This window comes from Edaphobacter aggregans DSM 19364 (genome assembly GCF_000745965.1).
Classification (GTDB): domain Bacteria; phylum Acidobacteriota; class Terriglobia; order Terriglobales; family Acidobacteriaceae; genus Edaphobacter; species Edaphobacter aggregans.
Window position 1 is genome coordinate 58,448 of record NZ_JQKI01000018.1, and the last position, 23,483, is coordinate 81,930.

A 23,483-nucleotide genomic window follows, 5' to 3' on the forward strand; every position below is an offset into this window, starting at 1 on the left:
GCATGAGCATAGCCATCGAAACAGCAACCGTGAAACCGCGCCGCGCCGTTCTGGAGATGCCGGAGTATCATCCGCCGCTTGCGGGACGCGATGTACTGCGGCTGGACTTCAACGAGAACACGCTGGCGCCTTCGCCGTTGGTGATGGACCGGCTGAAGCAGATCACAGCGGAAGGCCTGACGAAGTATCCGGAGCGCGAGCCCGTCGAACGCAAGGTGGCGGCGCACCTGGGGCTTGAGCCGGCCCAGGTTTTGTTGACCAACGGTGTCGACGAGGCGATTCACCTGATGTGCTGCGCGTTTCTGGATGAGGGAGATGAAGCGCTGATCGCTACACCTTCGTTCTTCATGTACGACGTGAACATCCGCATGATGACGCGCGGACTGGTGAAGGTGCAGGCCGACGAGACGCTGGAGTTTCCCTTTGAGCGCGTGCTGGCTGCGATCTCCGAGCGGACGAAGCTGATTATCATCCCCTCGCCCAATAACCCGACCGGCGCGACAGCCAGCCGTGCGCAGTTGCTGGCGGTCGCGAATGCAGCTCCGCATGCCGTGCTGATGGCCGATGAGGCGTACTTTCACTTTCACGGCGAGACAGTGATCGGCGACACCGCGACGACGCCGAACCTGATTGTTGCACGCACGTTTTCGAAGGTGTATGGGCTGGCGAACCTGCGCATCGGGCTGTTGGCCGGAAATGCGGAATTGTTGAAGTACTTGCGCAAGGTCAGCTCGCCGTACAACGTGAATGGCGTTGCGCTGGATTGTCTCTCGGTGGCGATTGAGGACGATGCTTACATCACGTGGTACGCCGACCAGATTCGTGTGGGACGCGAGCGCATGATGGGCGGGCTGGATGAGCTGGGCGTCTCTTACTTTCCCAGCGCGGCGAACTTTGTGCTCATGAAGATTGGGCCGAAGCACGCGGAGCTGGCTGCGGCGATGCGCAGGAACGGCGTGCTGGTTCGCGACCGGTCGGCTGACCCTGGCTGCGATGGCTATGTGCGGATCACGATCGGGGTGGGAGATCAGGTGACGCGAGGACTTGAGGCTTTGAGGGCCTCGCTCAACGAGATCGGCTGGAAGAGGGAGCGAGTCAGCGAGTCAGCGAGCCAGCAGGTCAGCGGAGAGAGGGAGTTCGAGTAATGGCGAAGGCGCGGACGGCAACGATTAAGCGCGACACTACGGAGACGCAGATTGCGCTGAAGCTGAATATCGACGGAACGGGCGTCTACAAGGTGACGACGGGGATACGGTTCTTCGATCACATGTTGGAGCTCTTCACGCGGCATGGGGGCTTCGACCTGACGCTTGCGTGCAAGGGGGACCTTGACGTCGATCAGCACCACACGGTGGAGGACGTCGGCATTGCGCTGGGCGAGGCGTTCAACAAGGCGCTTGGCGATAAGAAGGGGATTCTGCGCGCCGGGTACTTTGTGATGGCTATGGATGAGACGCTGGCGGTGGCGGCGGTCGATCTTTCGGGCCGTGTTGCTTATGTGGTCGATGACAAAGTGAAGGTGCGGCTGGTTGGAGACTTTCAGTCGGAGCTGCTGGCGGATTTCTTTGATGGGTTTGCTCGTGGCGCGAAGGCAAATGTGCATGTGAAGACGATGTATGGGCGGTCGAATCATCACAAGATCGAGGCGATCTTCAAGGCGTTTGCACGGGCGCTGCGCGGGGCTTGCTCGCGGGATGAGCGGATGGCGGAGATTCTGCCCAGCACCAAGGGATTGCTCTAAATGTCTGACTTCACCGTGCGTCGCTATCGCCTTTTCTGTGCGTCGGTTATCACGACATTTGTTTCATTTGCAATGTACGGGACAACCAATTTCTTTTGGAGAGTGATTGGCGGAATTGAGCGCGGCAATCTCAGGAATCTCGGCTTATGGGCGTGCGTGGGATGCTTTCTTTTTCTTCTAGCACTATCTCTGAGTTTCTTCGGGGAAGGCTGGAAACGAAATATCGCAATTGCTACTAACATGCAATTGCTACTAACATTCTGCTGCTTATCGTTTGGCAGCCGCTATTTCATTGGCTATGGCCAAACATAATCCACGGTAGGGAAGCGCAGCAATTCATCCGAGGTGATTTGTAGGTTAGGGCAATGATCGAAGTCATCGACTACAAAGCGGGAAATCTGACGAGCGTACTCAAAGCGCTGAACTATCTTGGCGCGGAGACTCATGTCACGCAGTCGCCTGATGACGTGCGGAGAGCAAGCAAGATTGTGTTGCCGGGTGTGGGTCACTTTCAGGCGACGCAGTTGCTGCATGATCTTCGGCTCACCGAGGCTACGCGGGAGGCGATTGCGCGTGGGGTTCCGTTTTTGGGGATCTGCGTGGGGTTGCAGTGGCTCTATGAGGGGTCGACCGAGGCGGAGTCGACGGATGGGCTCTGCCACTTTGCTTCGAAGTGCGAGCGCTTCCCTGCTGCCTACAATGGCGCGGAGCTGAAGTCGCCTCATGTGGGGTGGAACTCGCTTGAGGAGATTCGCCAAGACTCGCGGCTGCTGCGGGGTGTCGAGAGTGGGAGTTTTGTGTACTACACGCACTCGTGGCGTGCGCCGGTTGGTGCGGACACGGCTGCGACTACGGAGTACGGCGGGCGGTTTACGGCGGCTGTGGAGCGCGACAACGTGATGGGCGTGCAGTTTCATCCGGAGAAGTCGAGCGCCACCGGACTGCGGATTTTGACGAACTTTCTGGAGCTATAGGATGCCATTTGTTTATGAACTGACGCTCGCCGAGGAGACTCCGCAGCCGGAGTACACGCTGGTGCAGCAGCTTGTTCCTGAGGGAACGCTGGTTGGGACCGGCCAAAACCTCGCCGTGCTCTCGGACGGTGCGGCTGAGTTTCATCTGCGGGCGCCGCTGCAGGGGCTGCTGGTGGAGTGGTTCCTTCACAGCGGCGAGTTGGTTGATCCAGACTTTGCCTTGGCGCGCATCGTCGCGGAGGGCGCCGAGCGGCCTGTCTCCTCCGTCACCCCTGCGAGGTTTGCGCAGCCATGCTGACGAAACGCATCATCGCCTGCCTAGACGCTAAGCGCGGGAGGAACATCACTTGCTGACGAAGAGAATCATCGCCTGCTTAGACGTGCGTGACGGGCGCGTCGTGAAGGGCGTGCGGTTTGTCGACATCATCGACGCCGGCGATCCGGCGGAGCTTGCTCATCGCCATGCTGCAGCGGGCGCGGACGAGATTGTTCTGCTCGACATCACGGCGACGCACGAGGGGCGCGGCACTCTGCTCGACACGGTGAAGCGTACGGCGGCGGAGCTGTTTGTGCCGTTCACGGTAGGTGGGGGAATTCGCAGCGCGGAAGATGCTGCGGCAGTCTTTGATGCAGGCGCGGATAAGGTGAGCATCAATTCATCCGCGATTGCGCGGCCGGAGCTGATCGGCGTGATCGGTTCGAGCTTTGGGGCGCAAGCTGTGATTGTGGCGATCGATGCTCGACGTGCGGTGAACTCCGCTGACCCTGTCGGCGAGGCCGAGGTCTACGTTGCGGGCGGACGCAAGCCTACGGGCCGCAAGGTGATTGAGTGGGCGCGCGAGGCTGAGGAACGCGGTGCCGGCGAGATTCTGCTGACCAGCATGGACACTGACGGCATGCGCTCTGGCTTCGACTGCGAGCTGACGGCGCGGGTCTCGGAGGCGGTGCAGATTCCCGTCATTGCGAGCGGTGGAGCGGGAAGCGCGGCGCACTTTGCGGAGGTGTTTTCGCGCGGTAAGGCGGATGCTGCGCTGGCTGCGAGTATCTTTCACTTCGGCGTGACGGACTCGCGCGAGTTGAAGGCGGAGCTTCAAAAAGTTGGCGTGAGCGTACGGATGCCGTGTTAACCTGATTTCCAAAACAAACCAGTGAAACGTATACGCCTATCTGCTCACGATCTGAGCTTGTTCCGCGCTTGCCAACTCAAAGACCGTTTAGATTGGTGCGCAACTTTCAGCACGGAGCCCCATGGTGAGGTCTACCCCTTTGTGACATGGGGATGGACTAAACCCAACGATAGATTTTACCTACGCAGTCAATTCCCCAAACTCGCCGAAATTGCAGACATATATCTAATGCATCGATCGACGGGGGGCCGCTTCTTCATTAACAGCCGAGGCGCCTATTTCCATGAATCGGAAGGAGGACCATACGACCAATTTGTTGAGTTTGTGCTCGACGCTGTAGTCTACGTGCCTCCAGCCTCAAAAAAATGAGCACTCAAATTGAGTGCGTAGAGATTACCTAATGCTCATTCCATCCATCGACCTTATGGGCGGCCGTATCGTCCAGCTTGTTCAGGGCGAGAAGCTTAAGCTGGCCTTTGATGATTTTGACTACTGGATCGGACGGTTCAGCAAATATACGTTGGTGCAGTTGATCGATCTTGACGCGGCGATGCGGCAGGGGTCGAACGCGGAGTTGATCTCGCAGTTTACGTCGAAGCTTCCCTGCCAGGTTGGTGGTGGTTTGCGCACTGCGGAGGACGGCAAGCGGATGCTCGACCTTGGAGCGAAGCGGGTGATCTATGGCTCTTCGCTGTTCGGCGGCGATAACGAGGTTGATCGCAAGCGGCATCCGATGATCAATCTCGACTTTGCACAGAAGCTGCGGGATGAGCTGGGTGAGGAGCAGCTGGTGTTCTCGGTCGATACCAAGGGGGGACAGGTCGCTGTGCGCGGTTGGAAGGAGAGCGTCGCACTGACTCCGGAGGAGGCGGTGACCTGGCTCGAGGACTACTGCGCTGCGTTTCTCTACACGCATGTCGATACCGAGGGCACGATGACGGGCTTCCCGATTGACGTTGCGGCGATCCTGCGGGCGACGACGGCGAAGCAGTTGATCGTCGCCGGGGGCATCAAGGATCGCGCGGAGGTGGATGCGCTCGAGGCGATGGGGGTCGATGCCGTGGCGGGGATGGCGGTGTACTCCGGGGCGATGGAGGCTTGAGAGCGAGTCAGCAAGTCAGCGAGTCCGCGAGTCGGCGAGTCGGCGAAAACTCATTCTTTGCAGGCTAACTTGCGCGCTCACTCGCTGCCGCTGCTATCTGCCAGAGCGTAGTAGCCCTTGCGCGCCTGCACCTTCATGTCCTTGCCGCAAGTGATGTTCAGAGTGCGGAAGGCTCCGTCGGCCTTCAGATTCGTTGGCGTGTAGCTGGCGAGGTACTGGGTGCGCAGCTCGTCCTGGATCTGGTAGAAGGCCTCCTGCAGCTTCTTGCCGTTGTTGCCGACGTCGATGACGCGGCCGCCGGTCTCCTTTGCGAGCTTGTCCATCTCGCCGGCGCCGGAGTAACCGAAGCCGCCGTAGAAGCCGCGGTCGGCGATGAGGATGACGTAGATGATGGCGTTGGCCTTCTGGGCAGCTTCAACGGCGGTCTTGATCGTCTCCTGGGAGCCATAGTCCTGACCATCGGTGAGCAGGACGAGGATCTTTCGGCCGGCCTCCTGGTGCAGCTTGTCGTGGGCGGCGAGGTAGACGGCATCGTAGAGCAGGGTTCCACGGGGCGTGCTGTTGCCGGTGACCGAACCGGTGCCGGCTCCGGTGTTGATGCTGGCCTTGTCGAGGGCGCGCTTGAGCTCGCGGGGAGAGTTGGTGTAGTCGGCCAGGAGGTCGACGTTGATGTCAAAGGAGATGAGGAAGGCCTCGTCCTTGGGGGTGAGGACGCCCTTGAGGAACTCGGCGCCGGCCTCCTGCTCCATGGGGAGGACGCTCTGCATGCTGCCGCTGGTGTCGAGCAGGATGCCGATGGTGAGCGGCAGGTTCTTCTCCTGGGTGAAGTTCTTGGTCTTCTGGGGCGCCTTGTCTTCGAAGATCTGGCAGTCGTCCTTATGCAGGTTGGTGATGTAGCCGTTCTTGTCGCGCACGGAAAAGTAGACATTCACCAGGTTGACGTTGACCTTGAGGGTCTGGACGTCGCCGATATCGACGGGCTGCTCACCGGCGGCGGAGCTGGCAGGGGGAGGGCCGCCGGGGGAGGGGGCTTCCTGTGCATGGAGGGCGGGCGTAAGGGCGAGGCAGGCGGCGAGAAGGACCGCGGGAGATAAGACGAGGGAACGCATGACTCTATTAGACGGGCGAAGAGCGCTCGAGGTCAGCGAAAATCCCCGCGCCTTGGAGAAATCCAGGCATCTTGAGGGCCGTGGCTTCCGGGGAGGCACAACGTCCGGGGTCCGGGTTCGTCTTAAATTCAGCAAGAGGGTGCCGGTTGGAGATAGCCGTTCGCATCCCGGCACTGGTACTCTAGTAGCTGCAAACTCAGCGCCGCCGTGGCCGCTGGGTGGAAGATTTTGTGGGGGTATCGCGTGGTTCGGCAAAGCGTATTGGCGGGAGCACTGGCGTTTCTTGCGCTGGGCCAGCAGGGGCAGAAGGCGACCGAGGAGGCCTCGGCGGCGCAGCAGCAGATCCCTGACTCGCCTCGACCGCAGGTCGATCTGCCTACGGTCAATTCGCTGAAGCCGGGGATGGGGACGACGCCGATCTCGAACGGCGACCAGCCGCCCGCGGGTCAGGATCAGGCTCCGCCTCCGAGCCAGCCTTCGGCGCCCTCTGCGCCCTCGGAGACGCAAAAGCTGGACGATGGGCCGCCGCCGGAGGTTGGGGCCGACGCCTTCAGGCTGGTGGTGCGGACGAACTTCGTCGAGGTTCCGTTCACCGTGAAGGACAATAAGCAGCGACTGGTTCCGGCAATTCAGTGGCGCGAGGTTCGGGTCTACGAGAACAACCTGCCGCAGCGCATCACCAACTTCACGGTCGATCCGTTTCCGCTCTCGGTCGCGATTGTGATCGATCAGAGCCTGACCTTCGACAATATGGCGAAGGTCAACAACTCCCTGAACGCGCTGCAGGGCGCCTTTGCGCCGTATGACGAGGTGGCGGTCTATACCTACAACAACGGACCGCAGCTGCGGACGGAGTTCACGGGATCGCAGAGCGCCCGGCTGAACTTTGCCCTGACGAACCTGAAGACAACCGGACGCGAACCCTACATGAACATGGGCGGACCGCTGGCCCAGACGACGGTGATCAACGGGAGGAACTTCGATCCAAATACGTCGCCGATCCGCAACAGCCCGCAGATGGAGCTGAAGGTCCCGAAGGAAGTGCATACGCTGAACGACGCGATCCTCGAGGCCGCCAAGGCGACGACCAAGGCGGGCAAGGGCCGCCGGCGCATCGTGTACGTGATCAGCGACGGCAAGGAGTACGGCTCGAAGGCGAAGACCAAGGACGTGATTCACTACCTGCAGCAGAACAAGATCGCGGTATACGGCACGCTGGTGGGCGACTCGTCGCTGCCGGTGATCGGCTTCCTCGACAAGATTCACCTTCCCATGACGATGCGGGACAACGTTCTGCCGGCGTACACGACGGCGACGGGCGGGAACACGGATGCGGAGTTCCGGCAGAAGGGCATCGAGGAGAGCTTCCAGAAGATCTTCGAAGAGGTCCGCACGCAGTACACGATCGGCTACTACACGCACGAGCCGTTTATCGACGGCAAGTTCCGGACGATCGACGTTCGCGTGCTGCGGCCGAATCTGACCGTGATCGCCAAGAAGGGCTACTACCCAACGGCGAGTGATTCTGTACCGGCCAACACCGTGACTCCGGCGAAGCCAGCCGCTGCAGCGCCTCCTCAGAACTAGCTGGGCAGCGGGAGGAATGCTCGAAGCGAATGCATTGCTGGCGCTGGCGTCTGCCGTTTTGTGGGGCGGCGGCGACTTCTTTGGCGGTATGGGGGTCAAGTCTGCGGGCGGCTCGATGCGCGGCGCGCTGCGGGTGGTGCTGACGAGCCACGCTGCTAGTTTTTGCATGCTGGCCTCGATTGCGCTGGTGCGGGGCGACCGCTTCCCTTCCGGCGCTCCTCTGTACTGGGGGCTGATGGCTGGGGTGATGGGCGGGCTTTCGCTGACTGGATTCTATGTTGCGCTGTCGCGGGGGGCGATGGGGGCCTCGGCGGCGATCAGCGGGCTGTTGGCGGCGGCGATTCCCTCGGCGGTGTCGATCGTCCGCGAGGGCTCGCCGGGGTGGCTGCGGATCGTTGGCTTTGTCGTGGCGGGGTGCGCGATCTGGATGATCGCGGCGGGCGAGAATCCGGAGGCGGTGCCGGCCTCGGCGGGAACGATGTGGCTGGCAATCGGCGCGGGTGTCGGGTTTGGGGTTTACTTTGTGGCTCTGAAGTATGCTGCCGCCGCCGGACTGGTGTGGCCGATGGCTACGGCCAGGATCGGCAGTCTGACGGAGTGCTCGGCGATGCTGCTGGCCATGACGCTAGGTTCGGGCACCCGTGACGGCAGGTGGCTGCCTCGGCGGGCAGTGTTGTGGTCGCTGGCTACGGCACTGGGGGATACCACCGGGAACATTTTGTTTATGGCGGCGACGCGAGCGGGACGGCTGGATGTGGCCTCAGTGCTGGCTTCGCTTTATCCGGCGTCGACGATCCTGCTGGCGGCGTGGACGCTGCATGAGCGGCCTACGCGGCGGCAGGGGGTGGGGATGCTGGTGGCTGCGGCTGCGGTGGTGATGATTACGGTTTGAGGGTGCCTCCCCTCCCCTGCTTTTCGTGCAAAGTATTAAAAAATTGCGACTTAGGTTTGTACCTGGCGTCGAAAGTGTTGATTTTTCGGGTTGGTAGCGGCAAAGTATTCCATCTTTTTGGGTTAAGTGGACAAGCCCCGGCAGTTGCCGGGGCTTGTCGGTCTGTTCTGTCTATTTACAGGATAGCGGATTGAAGGGAATCAATCGGCGCTTTTGCGGAGGTTATTTTTGGTAGTTAAGTATTTTGTTTTGTTCGTTCTAAATTCAAGAGATGGTGTTTTGGGGGGCTTGACACGTTTTTGGCGCTGATCCGGCCTGGCCTAGCCACCAGCCGGTGATAGTGAGGAGGGCGAAGAGAGCTACCACGACGAGGTTGGGGTAGATGAGGAGGCCGCGGAAGTGGGGTTCGTGGCCGGGGATTCCGGCCCAGTAGGAGGAGATGGGCAGGAGGGTGGGGACGTAGAAGAAGGGGGTCCAGTAGGCGAGGGAGACGAGGGCGGCGGCGGTAAAGGCGGCGGTGGGCTCCTGGGTGCGGCGCCAGAGGAGCCAGGTGGCGGTGAGGGCAACACCGGCGAAAAGGAAGAGGAGGATGGCGGAGTGGTAGCGGGCGTGGGGGTGCCAGAGGGGGTTGAGGAGGTGGTTGGGGCTCCAGTCGAGGAGGAAGGACATGATGGCTCCGCCGAGGAGGACGAAGGTGAGGAGGAGTTTGCCGGTGAGGATTCGGTTCATGGTGTGCCTCGCTTCGTGACTAAGTGAGTAAGTGCTCACTTTACTATGGAGACGGTTGGCTGGCAAAATCGTTTCCGTGATCTCAGAAAAAAAGGAACAGCCCGGACGTAGAGGCGGCAGGAAGAGTCGTCGAACAGAGATCGTTGCCGCGGCAGCGGGGCTGCTGCGGGAGCGGGGCTTGCAGGGGGTGACGACGCGGGCGATCGCGGAGAGGGTTCCGTGCTCGGAGGGGGCGATCTATGTTCACTTCGAGGACAGGCTGGAGCTGATTCTGGCGGTATTGGAGGAGAGCTTGCCGGAGATGCTGGTTCCTCTGCACGCGCTGAGGGAGAAGGTGGGTAGGGGGACCGTGGAGAAGAACCTGACGGTCGCGGTGGAGGGGCTGGTGCGGTTTCAGGAGAGGGTGGTGGGGATGCTGTGCTCGCTGGTGACGGAGGCGGAGCTGCGGGCGCGGTTTCGCGAGCGATTGGGGACGCAGGGGCACGGACCGGAGAGGGGGATTCGGACGCTGGCCAATTACATTTCTGAGGAGCAAGGGTTGGGGAGGATCTCAGGCGAGGTTGATGCGAAGGTCGCGGCGCGGATGCTGATGGCGGGGGCTTTCTTTCACGTGTTTACCGAAGAGTTGCTGGGGCACGGAGAGAGGCTGGATGCGAGGGAGATGGTGCGTGGGGCGGTGCGGAGGTGAGGGTTTGGGTGGTCACGGCTCGCCACCCTGCGAAGAAATGCAGGTCCTTCGACTGCGCCACTCGCGATAAAGCCGCGCGTGGCTTCGCTGAGGATGACACCGTCGCTTAGGGCGAAGATGGTTCTTCCCAACCCTTCGCGATACGACTGCGAAGGATGGGGCACCCCGACTGCTGGTATCCGGCAAAGCAAAAAGCAAAGGCAACTACTGCGATTCTTCCCCTTCGGCTGCGCTCAGGATCAGAATGACTGGCGGCGGCGGATTAGAGCTGGATGGATTAGAGCTGGATTTTGGTGGGGTCCATGGTGGGCTTGGGGTATTTGAGGTTGAGGCTCTTCATGACGTCGACGAGGATGCTGGAGATGGCGACGTTGCGGTAGCCCTTGTGGTCGGAAGGGATGACGAACCAGGGGGCGTGAGGACGGCTGGTGGCGGGGAGGAGGAGTTCGTAGGCGTCCGTGTAATCGTCCCAGAACTTGCGCTCGCGGAAGTCGGACTCGGAGAGCTTCCAGTGCTTGTCGGGGTCGTCGATGCGGGACTGGAGGCGGCGGGTCTGCTCCTCGTGGGAGATGTGGAGGAAGAATTTGAGGATGACGACGTCGTTGTCGGCGAGCATGGACTCGAACTCGAGGATGTCGGCGATGTGCTGGCGAATCGTCTTCTTCGAGGAGAGCTTGTGAACGTAGGGGACGAGAATGTCCTCGTAATGGGAGCGGTTGAAGATGCCGACCATTCCGCGGGGCGGGACGGCGGCGTGGGCGCGCCAGAGGAAGTCGTGGCGGGCTTCGAGCGGGGTTGGGACCTTGAAGGAGGTGACAGTGCAGCCCTGCGGATTGACTCCGGAGGAGATGTGGCTGATGGTGCCGTCTTTGCCGGCGGTGTCCATGCCCTGGAGGACGATGAGCAGAGTCTTCTTCTGGGAGGCGTAGAAGACGTCCTGCATGTCGATGAGCGTTTTGCGGTGCTTCGCGAGGACAGGCTCGGCGTCCTGCTGGCTCTTGAAGCCGCCGGTCTCGTCGGTAGAGAAGCGCGAGAGTTTGACCTTTGCGTTGGGCCTGACGACGTGCGGCGACTTGATCTTCATGCGGTGGGCTGGGCTTTCGGAGGACGGAGATTGCGGGGGGAACAGTGGGAGCGCTGTGCGAGTGGTCAGGGCGCTCCCGCGTGCGGAGTGTCGTTCTACTTGACCGTCTGCTCGGGCTTCGCGGCGGTCTGGGTGTCGGCAGGCTTGTTGACCTCGTCGGTGACGCCCTTCATGCCTTCCTTGAAGCCACGAAGGCCCTCGCCGAGTCCCTTGCCGAGCTCAGGCAGCTTTTTGCCTCCGAAGAGGATGAGCACGATAATTGCGAGAACGATGAGATGCGTCGGTTGAAATAGCTCGCCCATACAGAAGTCTCCCTTGCGTCGCCGTGCTCGGTTTTGGGGAGCTGGCGGCGGTACCGCTATTGTCGCATAGGAAGGGGAGGGCTGGAGTGGGACGAACGGGTTATGCGCGTTTCTTTCGCGGGCAGGCCGAGGGCATACCCCAGGGGCTGAAAGCCCCTTTGATTCTGGGGCGGCAGAGAGGGCCAGGCCTGAAGGCCTGGCGTACCCAGAAGCGGTTCGCGCTTTCGCGAATGTTCCCACTCATCCGCGATGAAGCCGCAGGGATGGGGCACCCGGCGGAGTGCGAGAAGCAGGTTTCTCCCCTGCGCGATGGACGAAAAAGCTGTCCATCGCTCCGCTCGAAATGACAGTTCCTGGAGCGGGGCAAGGACGCAGAGGCGCGCGGGACGTTATATCTTGAATAAGTAAGCGAAAAGCAGGAGTGGATGTTGGAGAAGAAGACGAAGGGATTTTTGTTGCCGGAAAAGACGAGGGGAGCGCGAGGACGTAACGCGCTGATGGGAATGCTTACCGCCGCCGTGCTGGGGGCCGCTTCCGCAGGGGCCGTTGCGCAGAACGCACAGACGACGCAACCCCCTGCACAGACGACACAGCCTACGCAGACGACCCCGGATACGCAGCCTCCGACGCCGAAGAAGACGAGGTTTGGGCAGTCGGCTCCGGTGACCTACGACAACAAATGGGAGATTTACGGCGGCATCAACTATATGAACTTCCAGGCGGGCCAGGACCTTCCCAAGCTCATGAATCTGGGCGGCGGCGAGGTGCTGGGGACGTACTGGATCACGCCGAAGTGGGGCCTGGGCGCGGAGTGGCGCGGCGAGTGGGGAACGACGCCGGTGAAGCCGAACATTGTCTTCAACGGCCGGGCGCTGGCTTCGCTGAACGGCGCACTGGCCGGGGCGCAGTATCGCGGGCCGAAGAACCAGTATGCGGCGCTGAACTTTCACGGCTACTTCGGCGCGATGTACGGCAAGTTCGACTACACGACCGACGACCCGACGACGCTGGGGATGTACACGAACCGCATGAAGCCGATGGCGGCGCTGGGCGGGAGCGTGGACATCAACAAGTCGAAGAACTGGGCGATACGGCTGTCGCCGGACCTGATCCTGGAGCACTTCGGTACGGAGACGCGGGAGTTTTTTGCGATCTCTGGGGGTGTGGTTTACCGGATTGGGAAACGATAAAGGCAGGGAGTAGGGAGTAGAAAGCGAGCGGGCGCTCAATGTGAGCGCCCGCTCTTTGCTTATGGTTTGGGTTCGCGGCTATACAGCGAACTACTGAGATTCTTCGCCTTCGGCCCAGAATGACGACCTTTGTGCTTTGGCTGTGCTTTCTATTTCCCTACTCCCTGCTCACCGCCTTTAGCTTCCGTTGCCCTGCTGGAGGAAGCCTGGGGAGACGGGGTTTTCGTAGACGGAGTAGTCGCGGGTGACGACGGTGAGGCCGCCGGAGGAGACGAAGTAGTTTTTACGGTCCTCGATGGGGTCGTAGCCGATGACGCAGCCGTCGGGGATGTGGACGTCGCGGTCGATGATGGCGCGACGGATGCGGCAGTGGCGGCCGATGTTGACGTGGGAGAAGACGATGGAGGAGTCGACGTCGGCGTAGGAGTTGACGCGGACGTCCTGAGAGAGGACGGAGTTTCGGACGACGGCTCCGGAGACGATGGAGCCGGCCGAGACGATGGAGTTGATGCCCATGCCGGTGCGTCCAGGCTCGCCGAAGACGAACTTGGCGGGCGGGTACTGGTAGGGACGTGTGCGCATGGGCCAGGACTTGTCGTAGAGGTTGAAGATTGGGGTGACGCCGGCGACGTCCATGTTGGCCTCGTAGTAGGCCTCGAGGGTTCCGACGTCGCGCCAGTAGAGGGCCTTCTGCTTGTTCTCGTCGACGAAGTTGTAGGCCAGCATTCTGAAGCGGCCGAGGAGCTTGGGAAGGATGTCGTGACCGAAGTCGTGCTTGGACTTGGGGTCTTCGGCGTCCTTGATCAGCTCAGGGAGCAGGACGTCGGTGTTGAAGAGGTAGATGCCCATGGAGACGTCGACCATGTCGGGGTTGAAGGGCGAACGGAGCTGGGTCTCTTTGGGCTTTTCGATGAAGCCGATGACCTCGCCATTGCGGGCGACCTCGACGACACCGAAGGCGGAGACCTCGGAGGGGGAGATGGGAAGGGTGGCGAGGGTGACGTCGGCGCCGGAGTCCACGTGCTGCTCGAGCATGCGGGCGTAGTTCATCTTGTAGATGTGGTCGCCGGAGAGGATGAGGACGTGGCGCGGCTGCTCGGAGCCGATGGAGTAGATGTTCTGGTAGACGGCGTCGGCGGTTCCCTGGTACCAGGACTTGGAGACGCGCTGCATGGGCGGGAGGATCTCGATGAACTCACCGAGTTCGGAGCCGACGACGGAGCCCCAGCCCTCGCGGATGTGGCGGTTCAGCGAGAGCGCCTTGTACTGGGTGAGGATGTAGACGCGGCGCAGATCGGAGTTGATGCAGTTGGAGAGGGTGATGTCGATGATGCGGTACTGGCCGGCGAAGGGCACGGCTGGCTTGGCGCGATCGCGGGTGAGGGGAAAAAGACGTTCACCGGCACCACCGGCAAGCAGAACACCAAGCGTATCTCTCATCATGGGACTCCCTCAGACAGGCTGGCCCGATAGGGCTTATCTCTTCGGATGCACAAAGCCCTGTGCGTTGCCGAAGACGAAACGCGAGTCTACCACGTGGAGGTTGAACTTGCTTCGCATGACAGCAAGAACGGACTGCCCGCTATGGCAGCAGGCGGCGAGCGACGGGAGAGGCGGAGGCTATGCCTCTCGGCCGTCCTCGGTCTCGCTGACACTGATGCGGAGCGACTTGAGAAAATTGAGGTCGCTCGAGGTGAAGGGGCCGCCGGCCTCGACGGTATCTTCAGCGGCGTCTTCGTGGCTGGCCTCGACCTCATTGAGGCCGATGGTGGCCTCGAGCATGAGGAGGACGTCGAAGCCCTGCTCGCGAATGTTCTTGACGACGACGGCGATGTCTTCGGATTCGGAGACGGTCTCGTGGATGGCCTCGCCGAGCTTCTGGATGAGATTTTTGACTTTTTGATTCAATGCCACCTCCGGGCTGCCTGGATATCGAAGTACCGCGCAGCGGGTATTCCCGGCTGATTAAGACCGGCGGGGAACGGCATTGCGAGGACTGCTACCAACTCGCTACAGCATAACCCCAGAGGGTCGTTGCCGCAACGAATTTGAACCAGCGCAGATGCGAAGAAAAAGTGCGCCTTCAGGTCGGACGATCAGGCGACAGTATGGTGATCGGACCAGGCGACTTCGAGCCGGCGGGCGAGATCCTGAACAGGACGGGTGCGCTGCGGCCCCCAGACGATTAACCCAACGGCCGCCGCGCAGAATCCGGCGACCATCCAAAGAATTTCCTTCATCTATCCCCCCTTGGGACTGCCAGTCACGTATCGCGTCCTGTCTCCTAAGATGCTCGCAGGCGGTGGGGCGTTTGATGGCGGCGGCTTCCGCCGCAAAGGCCAAGCGGCTACACTTGTGGAATGGACTCGGTACGTTTTGGCCGTGCGCTGGGAGTGGGTGCGCGGGCGGCCGCGAAGACATTGCTGACGGCGGTGGATGCGGCGGCCTCGCCGAATCCTTCGGCGCAGAAGCCGAATACCGGAGCTTCGTCGAGGCCCGCGGCGCAGAGCGGTTCGGCTGCGGTGGCGCAGCAGGTGGTTCGCACGGCGGCTCAGGCCCGGCAGGCGACGGCGGGAGTGGCGCAGGGAGGAAAGCGGTTCGGTGAAGCGGTGTGGCGGCCGCTCGTAAAGCTGTCGGGGGTGTTGTGGCTGGAGTTCACGGGGGTCTTCTTCGGGATCTTCGCGGCGTATGCGGGAGGCGGAGCCTGGAAGCTGCGCGCAGAGTGGCGCGAGACGGCGACGAATCACGATATGCACATGCACTTCCTGATGGCGGCGGGGATGGCGCTGCTGTTTGGGTACTTCTGCGTGACCAGCTTTGTGCGTGCGGGCAGGCGGGGACGCTAGCGATAGTAGGTCTCATCAACAACCCCGTCGCGTGCGGTTACACTTGAGCGTCATGTCGAAGACGGCAAAGCAGAGTACGGTGAGGCAGAGCGAGACGAGCTCGGGGATTCCGGTGGAGCTTGTGTATGGGCCGGAGAGCATGGAGGGATTCGATCCTTCTGTGCGGCTGGGTGAGCCGGGGCAGTATCCGTTTACGCGCGGGATTCAGCCGACGATGTATCGCGGGCGGCTGTGGACGATGCGGCAGTACGCGGGCATGGGGGACGCCGAGGAGTCGAACCGGCGGTACAGGTTTCTGCTTGCGCACGGCACGAAAGGACTGAGTGTCGCGTTCGATCTGCCGACGCAGATCGGGTATGACTCGGACTCGCCGCTGGCGCTGGGCGAGGTGGGCAAGGTCGGGGTGGCGATCGATTCGATCGAGGACATGGAGCGGCTGTTCGATGGGATTCGGCTGGATGGAATCTCGACCTCGATGACGATCAATGCGACCGCGTCGATTCTGCTGGCGCTGTATGTTGCGGTGGCGAAGCGGCAGGGCGCGGACGTGAAGAAGCTGAGCGGGACGGTGCAGAACGACATCCTGAAGGAGTACATCGCGCGGGGGACGTACATCTATCCGGTGAAGCACGCGATGCGGCTGGTGACGGACATCTTTGCATGGGCGGCGGATGAGGTTCCGGAGTGGAATACGATCTCGATCTCGGGCTACCACATGCGGGAGGCGGGGTGCACCGCGGTGCAGGAGGTGGCGTTTACGCTGGCCGATGGGATGACGTACGTGCAGGCGGCGATCGATGCGGGGCTGGACGTGGATGGGTTCGCGCCGCGGCTGAGCTTCTTCTTCAATGCGCATAACAACCTGCTGGAAGAAGTAGCGAAGTTTCGCGCGGCGCGCAGGATGTGGGCGCGGATTATGCGGGAGCACTTCGGCGCGAAGAATCCGCGGAGCTGGATGCTGCGGTTTCATACGCAGACGGCGGGGTCGACGCTGACGGCGCAGCAGCCGGAGAACAATATCGTGCGGACGACGGTGCAGGCGCTGGCGTCGGTGCTGGGCGGGACGCAGTCGCTGCACACGAACGGGTTCGACGAGGCGCTGGCGCTGCCGACGGAGCAGGCGGCGAGGATTGCGCTAAGGACGCAGCAGATTCTGGCGCACGAGAGTGGAGTGGCGGAGACGGTGGATCCGCTGGCGGGGTCGTACTTCGTGGAGACGCTGACGAACGAGATTGAAGCTCGCGCGGATGAGTACATGACGACGATTGCTCGGTTCGACCTCGGCGGCAAATATGGGATGCTGCGGGCGATCGAGCAGGGGTATGTGCAGCGCGAGATTCAGAATGCGGCGTACGCGTACCAGCGAGCGGTGGACTCACACGAGGCGGTTGTCGTGGCGGTGAATGAGTTTGTGAACGAGCAGGAGGCTGCGGTGCCGATCCAGAGGATCGATGAGGCGCTGGAGCAGCGGCAGGTGGAGCGGGTGAGGGCTCTGCGGGTGAGGCGCGATGGGGGGGGTCATGCAGCGTCGCTGAAGGGCGTGGAGGATGCGGCTCGTGGAGGGGAGAACCTGATGCCGCGGATCGTGGCGGCGGTGGAGGCGTACGCGACGGTGGGGGAGATTGCGGATGTGCTGCGCGGGGTGTTTGGGGAGTATCGGGAGACCGTGGTGGTGTAGGGACTACGGTGACGTCTAGTCGGGGGCCCACGGGTCCAGATATTTGAGCGGCTCAGGTGCTATCGTTGAAGTTTGTGGGTTGATGTTTTGAAGGAACCGACTATGGCTGAGACGATAGAGCTTCGCAAGACTGCTTTGAACGCCGTGCATCGCGCCGCGAAGGCGAAGATGGTGGACTTTGGCGGCTGGGATATGCCGGTGGACTGCTGCGGTTTGACGGCCGAGCATATGGCCGTGCGCACGGCGGTGGGCGTCTTCGACGTGTCGCACATGGGCGATATTCAGCTGCGCGGGCCGGGGTCACTGGCGGCGGTGCAGAAGCTTTGCATGAATGATGCGTCGAAGCTGCAGGTTGGTCAGGCGCACTATTCGGCGATGCTGTATCCGAATGGCACTTTTGTTGATGACGTCATAGTCCATAAACTTTCTGACAACGACTACCTGATCGTGATCAATGCGGGGACGCGCGAGAAGGATGTGCAGTGGGTGCGGTCGCAGATTGGATCGATGCCGGGCGTGCACGTGAACGACTTCAGCGACTACTACACACAGATTGCGATCCAGGGGCCTCGGGCGGCGGAGACGCTCAAGAAGCTAACTCCGGTGGACCTGTCGCAGATCAAGAACTACTGGTTCACGTGGGGGCAGGTGTGTGGGCTGTATAACGTGATGATCGCGCGCACCGGCTATACCGGCGAGGATGGCTTTGAAATCTACATCCCGAGCGATGAGCCGACGAGCGCGCGCGTTTGGGGCGAGGTGCTGGAGGCGGGCAAGGAGTTCGGGATTCTGGCCTGCGGCCTGGGAGCGCGGAATACGCTGCGGCTGGAGGCGGCGATGGCGCTGTACGAGCACGAGATCTCGGACACGATCAACGTGTGGGAGGCGGGGCTGGGGCGCTATGCGAAGCTCGACAAGGGCGACTTTGTGGGCCGCGATGCGCTGGTGAAGATTCAGGAAGAGGGCGGGCCGAAGCGGAAGCTTGTGGGGCTGGAGATGATCGAGCGCGGGATTGGCCGCGACGGATATCCGGTGTTCTCACTCGACGGCAAGCGGCTGGGAGAGATTACGAGCGGGTCGCCCGCACCGTTTTTGAAGAAGAACGTCGCGCTGGCGTATGTGCCAGTGGAGAGCTCGGCGCCGGACACCGAGGTTGCGGTGGAGATTCGCGGGCAGATGGTGAAGGCGAAGGTGGTTCCGACGCCGTTCTACAAGCGGGCGAAGAAATAAGGAGCGACGAGTGCAATTTCTTTCTGTAAGCAGACGCCGGACGGAGGCGTTTCCCCCTGAGGCTTGGACACAGGAGCTGCTGGAGGCCGAGGCGCAGCGCGTGCGGGAGCTGTATGTCGCCGGCGTGGTTCGGACGATATGGCGGCGCAAGGATATGCCCGGGGCGGTGATGGTGATTGAGGCTGCGAGCGAGGACGAGGCGCGGGCCGCGGTGGCGAGCCTGCCGCTGGCGCAGCTCGGGATGCTGGAGATTGTGGTGTTCACGGCGCTCGAGCCCTATCCGGCGTTCGGGCCTCGCTGAAACGCCTGAGTTTCGTAGAGTTTTCCGCAAAAGACGCAATACAATGGAAAAGGAGAGACACCCAAGACATGGCTTATCCTGCGAACTACAAGTACACGAAGGAACACGAGTGGATTGACCTCAACGGCGCGAAGGCCCTAGTCGGCATTACGGACTACGCGCAGAACTCGCTGGGCGACATTGTGTTTGTCGACCTGCCAAAGGTGGGCGACATGCTTGAGGCCGGAAAGACCTTCGGCTCCGTGGAGTCGGTGAAAGCGGTCTCGGACCTGTACTCGCCGGTGAGCGGGACGGTGACGGAGATCAACGAGGCGCTGAAGGATGCGCCGGAGAAGATCAACGCCGATGCGAACACGACCTGGATGCTAAAGCTGGACGTGACGAATCCGGCGGAGTTGGAAGGCCTGCTGTCGGCGGCCGACTACGAGAAGTTCATCAGCGAAGAGACCGGACACTAAGAGATGCGTTATTTGCCGAAGTCCCCTGCGGACCGCCAGGAGATGCTCGCCGAGATCGGCGTGGCGTCGATCGACGATCTTTTTTCGACGATTCCTGCGGAGTACCAGTTCAAGCGCGATCTTGCGATTCCCCGCCAGCATGGCGAGTCGGAGATTATCGACAAGTTTCGCGAGTACGCGAACCAGAATGCCACGGGCTATGCGAGCTTTCTCGGCGCGGGCGTGTACCGCCACTATCGGCCGGTGTTGATCGATACGGTTGTCTCGCGGGGCGAGTTTCTGACCAGCTACACGCCTTACCAGCCGGAGATCTCGCAGGGAACCCTGCAGGCGATGTTCGAGTTCCAGACGATGATCTGCGAGCTGACGGGGATGGAGATCGCGAACGCGTCGATGTACGACGGCTCGACTGGCGCGGCTGAAGCGATCATGATGGCGGTGCGAGTAACTGGACGCGATGGCGCAGTGATTGCGCGCACGGTGCATCCGGAGTATCGCGAAGTCGTCGCGACGTATGCGCTGCACCAGGAGATTCCGACGACCGAGGTTGGGTATGGGGAGAACGGCCGCGTTGATCTGGCCGCTCTGGATGCGGCGATTACGGACAACACGGCCTGCGTGCTGATTCAGTCGCCGAACTTCTTTGGAACGATTGAGGATGTTGCGGCGATTGCAGACATTGCTCATAAGAAGGGCGCGCTACTGATCGTCTCGATTGCAGAGGCTGTCTCGCTGGGCATCGTGAGGCCGCCGGCTGAGGCGGATATTGTGTCGCTCGAGGCGCAGAGCTTTGGTGTTGCGCCGAGCTACGGCGGGCCGTTCTGCGGCGTGATTGCGTGCAAGGAGAAGTTCCTGCGGCAGATGCCGGGACGTATCGTGGGCGAGACGAAGGACATGGACGGCAAGCGCGGTTTCGTTCTGACGCTGTCGACGCGCGAGCAGCATATTCGCCGCGAGAAGGCGACCTCGAACATCTGCACCAACCAGGCACTGGTGGCGATGATGACGACAGTCTTCCTGACGGTGTATGGCAGAGAAGGCATGAAGGACCTTGCAGTGCAGAACCTGGCGAAGGCGAGCTACCTGAAAAAGGTCTTGACGGGGAGTCAAGCTGCAAAATCTTTATTTGATGGCGCACCGCAATTTCATGAATTTGTTCTCCAGACATCCTCAGCAGATGCAGAGAAGCTAAATGAATTGCTGCTTGAGAAGAAGATCATAGGGGGTCTGCCGCTGGCGAAGTGGTACCCCGAACTTGGTTCCAATGCGACGCTTTGGTGCGCCACCGAACTGACAACTCGCGCACAAATGGATGAGGCGGCAAAGGTCGTTCATAGCACTTGGTCCGTTTATGAGGATCGTGGACTTATAACCCTTTAGAAGGTTCAGTCTTGGATATTTCCGGCATCGTCGGCGAGGAGCTGGTTGCAGTGGAGTTTGTGCAGGACTATCTGCAGCTTCGCTTCGACACGCCTCTGCTGACGCTGTATTCGTGGCCGCATGTTTTGCTCAGTGAGTTTTCGATTGCGTATGGCGAGCCGGAGTATCGGAATGCGCTGTGCTCGCTGATCGGCGAGAAGGTTGAGGAGGCGACGCTGGAGGTAGGCGATTCGCTGACGCTGAAGTTTGAGAACGACACGGTGATTGCGCTGTCGTTGCGTGAAGAAGATCTGGATGGGCCGGAGGCGGGGGCGTATTCGCCCACGGGCTCCGTTGCAGATCAGATGGAGTTTTAGCGGCGCGAAAATGCGTGGCGCCGCGGACGAAATGCGGGGTTCTTCGCTCCGCTCAGAATGACGGTTTTGGCAGGTGAGAGACGAATGGCAGAGACAAAGTTCATAGGAACGCCGAAGAAGGTAACGACGCACGTCAATCAGAACGAAGACCTGATGTTTGAGAAGTCTTCGCCGGGCAAGAAGGCTTACCGTCTGGCGGAGCTCGATGTTCCTGCGGTGGATGCCGCTGGGCTGCTGGGCGATGCGGTGCGAACGGACCTGGGCGTGATGCCAGAGCTGAGCGAGATTGAGATTGTGCGCCACTTCACGCGGCTCTCGACGTGGAACTATGCGATTGATCTCGGCATGTATCCGTTGGGAAGCTGCACGATGAAGTACAACCCGCGGGTGAACGAGTTGGTGTCCCGCCTCGAGGGGATCGCCGAGGCGCATCCTTATCAGCCCGAGTCGCTGTCGCAGGGCGCGCTGGGCATCATGAAGCTGCTGAGCGAGTGCCTGATCGAGATTACGGGCATGGACACGATCACGCTGCAGCCGGCGGCTGGAGCGCATGGCGAGTTCACGGGCATCCTGCTGGCGCGCGCGTATCACGAGGCACAGGGCAATGCGCGGAAGAAGATTCTGATTCCGGATTCGGCACATGGCACGAACCCGGCGACCGCCGCGGTCTGCGGCTACCAGGTGGCGAACCTGAAGTCGAATGCGCAGGGCATGGTGGATATTGCGGAGCTGGAGCGCATGGTGGATGAGGATACCGCCGCGCTGATGCTGACGAATCCTTCGACGATTGGAGTGTTTGAGAGCGAAATTCACAAGATTGCCGACATTCTGCATGCGAAAGGCGCGCTGCTGTACATGGACGGCGCGAACATGAACGCGCTGGTGGGCAAGACGCGGCCGGGCGACTTTGGTGTGGACGTGATGCACCTGAACCTGCACAAGACCTTCTCGACGCCGCATGGAGGCGGTGGCCCAGGGTCGGGGCCGGTGGCGTGCAAGAAGATTCTGGAGCCGTTTTTGCCGAAGCCTGTGGTCGTCACAAAGGCTGATGGCTCACTCGCGCTCGACTACGACCGCCCGCAGAGCATCGGGCGCGTACGCATGTTCTATGGCAACTTCGGGATGTTTGTTCGGGCGCTCGCGTACATTCTGGCGAATGGGCCGGATGGTCTGCGGCAGACGACCGAGGACGCGGTGCTGAACGCGAACTACATTCGCGCGAAGCTTGCGGACACGTTTGATCTGCCGTACAAAGCTCCGTCGCTCCACGAGGTTGTGTTCTCGGACAGGCGGCAGGCGAAGAACGGCGTGAAGACCGGCGATATGGGAAAGCGGTTGATCGACTACGGTTTCCACGCGTATACGGTCTCGTTCCCGCTGGTGGTGCAGGGCGCGATGATGATCGAGCCGACGGAGAGCGAGAGCCGCGAGGAGCTTGATCTGTTGATCGATGCACTGAAGCAGATTGCGCGCGAGGCCGAGGAGAATCCCGAGGTGGTGACGACCTCCCCGCATACGACGCGGCTGCGGCGTCTGGACGAGACGACGGCGGCGCGCAAGCCGATCCTGCGCTGGAAGCCTGTGCCCAACGGCACGGCGGATTCGAATGCGTTGACGCCGGATACTGCCGCGAAGGAGTGGTAGCGTGACAGACTTTCGCTACCTGGGCGACGATCGACGGGCGGAGCTTGAGAGGTATGAGTTCATGATGGGCGAGGCGAGGGGAAGGCTCGCTGCCAGCATGGACTGCCTGACGGACGCGCTGATCCTGGTGGGCCAGCATGGCGTGTACTGCACGAGCAACCGGAACCCTAGGGTTCCGGCGCTCGACCTGCAGGCTGTGATGGCGAATCTGAACGGGGCGAAGGAGCTGGTCTCGGCGGTGATGGACAAGCTTCGCGCCGAGCGCGAGGCCACGGAGAAGCAGTAGCTACTGCGCGGTGACGGGGACGGACTGGTCGGTGTTCTCCCACTTGAGGTGCAGCTCGGTGGAGTTGCCGCTGGTGTTCTCGAAGGTGATGGACATCTTCTCCTGCGGCGAAGAGAGTTTGGCCGACTTCATGGGGACGCGGGCGAGGTCCTGTTCCTGGTGATACTCGGTTCCCCACTGGCCGCTCTGCTTGCTGATGATGAGCATCCATTGCGAGGCGCCCGGAAGGGTGTAGAGGGTGTAGGTGCCGGCGGGAACGCTGGCGTCGCCGATCTTCAGGATGGTATTGGTTGCCAGGGCGGTCGCCTCGTTCGCGCCTGTGCGCCAGACCTTATCGTAGGGGACGAGGTTTCCCATGATCTTTCGACCGCGCATGGAGGGGGCTCCGTACTTGACGGTGACGGTGTGACCGTTGAGCGTGACGGTGGCGGTCTCGGGCGGGCTGGCTACAGGCTTGTTGCCCTGAGCAAGGCTGGAGGCGGCGAGAACGAGCGTACAGGCGAGCGATACGATAGGACGGTGCAGCATGGGACCTCTCTTTCGTGGAGCGTTTTGAGATGCTGAATCTACGACTTTACGATGCTGAACTGCGCGTGGATGGCTGTCAAACGGCCGCGCGGACGTGCTACGCTAGAGGTACGCGCCCGTAGCTCAGCTGGATAGAGCGGCAGCCTCCGAAGCTGTAGGTCAGAAGTTCGAATCTTCTCGGGCGCACCATTTCCCTTCCCAACATCCTGCGAAATGTGGATCTCCAGTGCGGTCTGTTTGACGGCTCTGCG

27 protein-coding genes and 1 tRNA gene are annotated in these 23,483 nt (G+C 61.4%); 20 read left to right on the forward strand and 8 right to left on the reverse strand.

What is annotated here, in order from left to right; all coding sequences use genetic code 11:
- The first annotated feature begins 2 nt into the window (after positions 1-2).
- From hisC to Q363_RS09320, 6 genes are all read left to right on the forward strand, one after another.
- Positions 3-1,145, forward strand: coding sequence for a histidinol-phosphate transaminase (hisC, locus tag Q363_RS09295; protein ID WP_035349529.1), 1,143 nt, complete (start codon positions 3-5; stop codon positions 1,143-1,145).
- Positions 1,145-1,741: an imidazoleglycerol-phosphate dehydratase HisB gene (gene hisB / locus Q363_RS09300; protein WP_035349530.1), complete on the forward strand. Its 597-nt coding sequence runs from the start codon at positions 1,145-1,147 to the stop codon at positions 1,739-1,741. Before hisC ends, hisB begins: the two co-directional genes overlap by 1 nt.
- Positions 1,742-2,106: 365 nt before the next feature.
- Positions 2,107-2,715, forward strand: a complete 609-nt coding sequence (hisH, locus tag Q363_RS09305) for an imidazole glycerol phosphate synthase subunit HisH (RefSeq protein WP_035349531.1) — start codon at positions 2,107-2,109, stop codon at positions 2,713-2,715.
- 1 nt (position 2,716) lies between these two features.
- Positions 2,717-3,013: a hypothetical protein gene (locus Q363_RS09310; RefSeq protein ID WP_035349532.1), complete on the forward strand. Its 297-nt coding sequence runs from the start codon at positions 2,717-2,719 to the stop codon at positions 3,011-3,013.
- 49 nt (positions 3,014-3,062) lie between these two features.
- Positions 3,063-3,842 carry an imidazole glycerol phosphate synthase subunit HisF gene (gene hisF, locus Q363_RS09315; protein WP_035349533.1) on the forward strand — a complete coding sequence of 260 codons (780 nt, stop codon included), beginning with the start codon at positions 3,063-3,065 and terminating at the stop codon, positions 3,840-3,842.
- Positions 3,843-4,242: 400 nt separating this feature from the next.
- Positions 4,243-4,944 (forward strand): 1-(5-phosphoribosyl)-5-[(5-phosphoribosylamino)methylideneamino]imidazole-4-carboxamide isomerase, encoded by a 702-nt coding sequence (locus tag Q363_RS09320; RefSeq protein WP_035349534.1) that lies wholly within the window; start codon positions 4,243-4,245, stop codon positions 4,942-4,944.
- A gap of 77 nt (positions 4,945-5,021) precedes the next feature.
- On the opposite strand, the gene Q363_RS09325 is transcribed toward Q363_RS09320, so the two are convergent.
- On the reverse strand, positions 5,022-6,053 hold the full coding sequence (locus Q363_RS09325) for a VWA domain-containing protein (RefSeq protein ID WP_035349535.1): 1,032 nt from the start codon (positions 6,051-6,053) through the stop codon (positions 5,022-5,024).
- Between the two features lie 243 nt (positions 6,054-6,296).
- Between Q363_RS09325 and Q363_RS09330 the strand changes: the two genes are divergently transcribed.
- Both Q363_RS09330 and Q363_RS09335 read left to right on the forward strand, forming a co-directional pair.
- Positions 6,297-7,640 (forward strand): VWA domain-containing protein, encoded by a 1,344-nt coding sequence (locus Q363_RS09330; protein WP_245632131.1) that lies wholly within the window; start codon positions 6,297-6,299, stop codon positions 7,638-7,640.
- A gap of 16 nt (positions 7,641-7,656) precedes the next feature.
- The gene (locus tag Q363_RS09335; protein WP_035349536.1) at positions 7,657-8,532 is read left to right on the forward strand and encodes a DMT family transporter; all 876 of its coding nucleotides are present in this window, start codon (positions 7,657-7,659) and stop codon (positions 8,530-8,532) included.
- Positions 8,533-8,796: 264 nt separating this feature from the next.
- Here the strand turns inward: Q363_RS09335 and Q363_RS45385 are convergent, their stop codons facing one another.
- Positions 8,797-9,261 carry a DUF6640 family protein gene (locus Q363_RS45385; RefSeq protein WP_051978592.1) on the reverse strand — a complete coding sequence of 155 codons (465 nt, stop codon included), beginning with the start codon at positions 9,259-9,261 and terminating at the stop codon, positions 8,797-8,799.
- A gap of 55 nt (positions 9,262-9,316) precedes the next feature.
- On the opposite strand from Q363_RS45385, the gene Q363_RS09345 reads away from it, so the two are divergent.
- Positions 9,317-9,949 (forward strand): TetR/AcrR family transcriptional regulator, encoded by a 633-nt coding sequence (locus tag Q363_RS09345; protein WP_035349537.1) that lies wholly within the window; start codon positions 9,317-9,319, stop codon positions 9,947-9,949.
- Positions 9,950-10,226: 277 nt separating this feature from the next.
- On the opposite strand, the gene Q363_RS09350 is transcribed toward Q363_RS09345, so the two are convergent.
- Together Q363_RS09350 and Q363_RS09355 are read right to left on the reverse strand one after the other, a co-directional pair.
- Positions 10,227-11,033 (reverse strand): PPK2 family polyphosphate kinase, encoded by an 807-nt coding sequence (locus tag Q363_RS09350; protein ID WP_035349538.1) that lies wholly within the window; start codon positions 11,031-11,033, stop codon positions 10,227-10,229.
- A gap of 95 nt (positions 11,034-11,128) precedes the next feature.
- Positions 11,129-11,335 (reverse strand): Sec-independent protein translocase subunit TatA/TatB, encoded by a 207-nt coding sequence (locus Q363_RS09355; RefSeq protein WP_035349539.1) that lies wholly within the window; start codon positions 11,333-11,335, stop codon positions 11,129-11,131.
- Between the two features lie 425 nt (positions 11,336-11,760).
- On the opposite strand from Q363_RS09355, the gene Q363_RS09360 reads away from it, so the two are divergent.
- Positions 11,761-12,525 carry a hypothetical protein gene (locus Q363_RS09360; protein WP_035349540.1) on the forward strand — a complete coding sequence of 255 codons (765 nt, stop codon included), beginning with the start codon at positions 11,761-11,763 and terminating at the stop codon, positions 12,523-12,525.
- 177 nt (positions 12,526-12,702) lie between these two features.
- Here Q363_RS09360 and glgC read toward each other — a convergent pair whose 3' ends face one another.
- The 3 genes from glgC to Q363_RS40345 all read right to left on the reverse strand — a co-directional run bounded on the left by glgC (position 12,703) and on the right by Q363_RS40345 (position 14,765).
- Positions 12,703-13,965 carry a glucose-1-phosphate adenylyltransferase gene (gene glgC, locus Q363_RS09365; RefSeq protein ID WP_035349591.1) on the reverse strand — a complete coding sequence of 421 codons (1,263 nt, stop codon included), beginning with the start codon at positions 13,963-13,965 and terminating at the stop codon, positions 12,703-12,705.
- 180 nt (positions 13,966-14,145) lie between these two features.
- Positions 14,146-14,439, reverse strand: a complete 294-nt coding sequence (locus Q363_RS09370; RefSeq protein ID WP_425387652.1) for a hypothetical protein — start codon at positions 14,437-14,439, stop codon at positions 14,146-14,148.
- A 182-nt stretch (positions 14,440-14,621) separates the two neighbouring features.
- Entirely contained in the window at positions 14,622-14,765 is a 144-nt protein-coding gene (locus Q363_RS40345; protein WP_157466690.1) for a hypothetical protein, read from the reverse strand.
- Between the two features lie 120 nt (positions 14,766-14,885).
- On the opposite strand from Q363_RS40345, the gene Q363_RS09375 reads away from it, so the two are divergent.
- The 9 genes from Q363_RS09375 to Q363_RS09415 all read left to right on the forward strand — a co-directional run bounded on the left by Q363_RS09375 (position 14,886) and on the right by Q363_RS09415 (position 22,704).
- Complete coding sequence (locus Q363_RS09375) at positions 14,886-15,371, forward strand: hypothetical protein (RefSeq protein WP_035349542.1); 486 nt, start codon at positions 14,886-14,888, stop codon at positions 15,369-15,371.
- Between the two features lie 52 nt (positions 15,372-15,423).
- A complete protein-coding gene (locus Q363_RS09380; RefSeq protein ID WP_051978593.1) occupies positions 15,424-17,049 on the forward strand; it encodes an acyl-CoA mutase large subunit family protein in 1,626 nt (541 codons plus the stop codon).
- A gap of 102 nt (positions 17,050-17,151) precedes the next feature.
- On the forward strand, positions 17,152-18,279 hold the full coding sequence (gene gcvT, locus Q363_RS09385) for a glycine cleavage system aminomethyltransferase GcvT (protein ID WP_035349544.1): 1,128 nt from the start codon (positions 17,152-17,154) through the stop codon (positions 18,277-18,279).
- Positions 18,280-18,289: 10 nt separating this feature from the next.
- Positions 18,290-18,580: a muconolactone Delta-isomerase family protein gene (locus Q363_RS09390; protein ID WP_035349545.1), complete on the forward strand. Its 291-nt coding sequence runs from the start codon at positions 18,290-18,292 to the stop codon at positions 18,578-18,580.
- A gap of 68 nt (positions 18,581-18,648) precedes the next feature.
- Positions 18,649-19,038, forward strand: coding sequence for a glycine cleavage system protein GcvH (gene gcvH / locus Q363_RS09395; RefSeq protein ID WP_035349546.1), 390 nt, complete (start codon positions 18,649-18,651; stop codon positions 19,036-19,038).
- A gap of 3 nt (positions 19,039-19,041) precedes the next feature.
- Positions 19,042-20,418 carry an aminomethyl-transferring glycine dehydrogenase subunit GcvPA gene (gcvPA, locus tag Q363_RS09400; RefSeq protein WP_035349547.1) on the forward strand — a complete coding sequence of 459 codons (1,377 nt, stop codon included), beginning with the start codon at positions 19,042-19,044 and terminating at the stop codon, positions 20,416-20,418.
- Positions 20,419-20,429: 11 nt separating this feature from the next.
- Positions 20,430-20,774, forward strand: coding sequence for a hypothetical protein (locus Q363_RS09405; RefSeq protein WP_035349548.1), 345 nt, complete (start codon positions 20,430-20,432; stop codon positions 20,772-20,774).
- An 84-nt stretch (positions 20,775-20,858) separates the two neighbouring features.
- Positions 20,859-22,418: an aminomethyl-transferring glycine dehydrogenase subunit GcvPB gene (gene gcvPB, locus Q363_RS09410; protein WP_035349549.1), complete on the forward strand. Its 1,560-nt coding sequence runs from the start codon at positions 20,859-20,861 to the stop codon at positions 22,416-22,418.
- Position 22,419: 1 nt separating this feature from the next.
- Positions 22,420-22,704, forward strand: a complete 285-nt coding sequence (locus Q363_RS09415) for a hypothetical protein (RefSeq protein ID WP_245632132.1) — start codon at positions 22,420-22,422, stop codon at positions 22,702-22,704.
- On the opposite strand, the gene Q363_RS09420 is transcribed toward Q363_RS09415, so the two are convergent.
- Positions 22,705-23,232, reverse strand: coding sequence for a DUF2911 domain-containing protein (locus Q363_RS09420; protein ID WP_035349550.1), 528 nt, complete (start codon positions 23,230-23,232; stop codon positions 22,705-22,707).
- Positions 23,233-23,344: 112 nt separating this feature from the next.
- Between Q363_RS09420 and Q363_RS09425 the strand changes: the two genes are divergently transcribed.
- Positions 23,345-23,421, forward strand: a tRNA-Arg gene (locus tag Q363_RS09425).
- The last annotated feature ends 62 nt before the right edge of the window (positions 23,422-23,483 follow it).

What these genes read in the sequence shown, in the direction of transcription:
- hisC (WP_035349529.1), top strand. Translation starts at nt 3, where the DNA reads ATGAGCATAGCCATCGAAACAGCAACCGTGAAACCGCGCCGCGCCGTT.
- hisB (WP_035349530.1), top strand. Translation starts at nt 1,145, where the DNA reads ATGGCGAAGGCGCGGACGGCAACGATTAAGCGCGACACTACGGAGACG.
- hisH (WP_035349531.1), top strand. Translation starts at nt 2,107, where the DNA reads ATGATCGAAGTCATCGACTACAAAGCGGGAAATCTGACGAGCGTACTC.
- Q363_RS09310 (WP_035349532.1), top strand. Translation starts at nt 2,717, where the DNA reads ATGCCATTTGTTTATGAACTGACGCTCGCCGAGGAGACTCCGCAGCCG.
- Q363_RS09320 (WP_035349534.1), top strand. Translation starts at nt 4,243, where the DNA reads ATGCTCATTCCATCCATCGACCTTATGGGCGGCCGTATCGTCCAGCTT.
- Q363_RS09325 (WP_035349535.1), bottom strand. Translation starts at nt 6,053, where the DNA reads ATGCGTTCCCTCGTCTTATCTCCCGCGGTCCTTCTCGCCGCCTGCCTC.
- Q363_RS09335 (WP_035349536.1), top strand. Translation starts at nt 7,657, where the DNA reads ATGCTCGAAGCGAATGCATTGCTGGCGCTGGCGTCTGCCGTTTTGTGG.
- Q363_RS45385 (WP_051978592.1), bottom strand. Translation starts at nt 9,261, where the DNA reads ATGAACCGAATCCTCACCGGCAAACTCCTCCTCACCTTCGTCCTCCTC.
- Q363_RS09350 (WP_035349538.1), bottom strand. Translation starts at nt 11,033, where the DNA reads ATGAAGATCAAGTCGCCGCACGTCGTCAGGCCCAACGCAAAGGTCAAA.
- Q363_RS09355 (WP_035349539.1), bottom strand. Translation starts at nt 11,335, where the DNA reads ATGGGCGAGCTATTTCAACCGACGCATCTCATCGTTCTCGCAATTATC.
- Q363_RS09360 (WP_035349540.1), top strand. Translation starts at nt 11,761, where the DNA reads ATGTTGGAGAAGAAGACGAAGGGATTTTTGTTGCCGGAAAAGACGAGG.
- glgC (WP_035349591.1), bottom strand. Translation starts at nt 13,965, where the DNA reads ATGAGAGATACGCTTGGTGTTCTGCTTGCCGGTGGTGCCGGTGAACGT.
- Q363_RS40345 (WP_157466690.1), bottom strand. Translation starts at nt 14,765, where the DNA reads ATGAAGGAAATTCTTTGGATGGTCGCCGGATTCTGCGCGGCGGCCGTT.
- Q363_RS09375 (WP_035349542.1), top strand. Translation starts at nt 14,886, where the DNA reads ATGGACTCGGTACGTTTTGGCCGTGCGCTGGGAGTGGGTGCGCGGGCG.
- Q363_RS09380 (WP_051978593.1), top strand. Translation starts at nt 15,424, where the DNA reads ATGTCGAAGACGGCAAAGCAGAGTACGGTGAGGCAGAGCGAGACGAGC.
- gcvT (WP_035349544.1), top strand. Translation starts at nt 17,152, where the DNA reads ATGGCTGAGACGATAGAGCTTCGCAAGACTGCTTTGAACGCCGTGCAT.
- gcvH (WP_035349546.1), top strand. Translation starts at nt 18,649, where the DNA reads ATGGCTTATCCTGCGAACTACAAGTACACGAAGGAACACGAGTGGATT.
- gcvPA (WP_035349547.1), top strand. Translation starts at nt 19,042, where the DNA reads ATGCGTTATTTGCCGAAGTCCCCTGCGGACCGCCAGGAGATGCTCGCC.
- gcvPB (WP_035349549.1), top strand. Translation starts at nt 20,859, where the DNA reads ATGGCAGAGACAAAGTTCATAGGAACGCCGAAGAAGGTAACGACGCAC.
- Q363_RS09420 (WP_035349550.1), bottom strand. Translation starts at nt 23,232, where the DNA reads ATGCTGCACCGTCCTATCGTATCGCTCGCCTGTACGCTCGTTCTCGCC.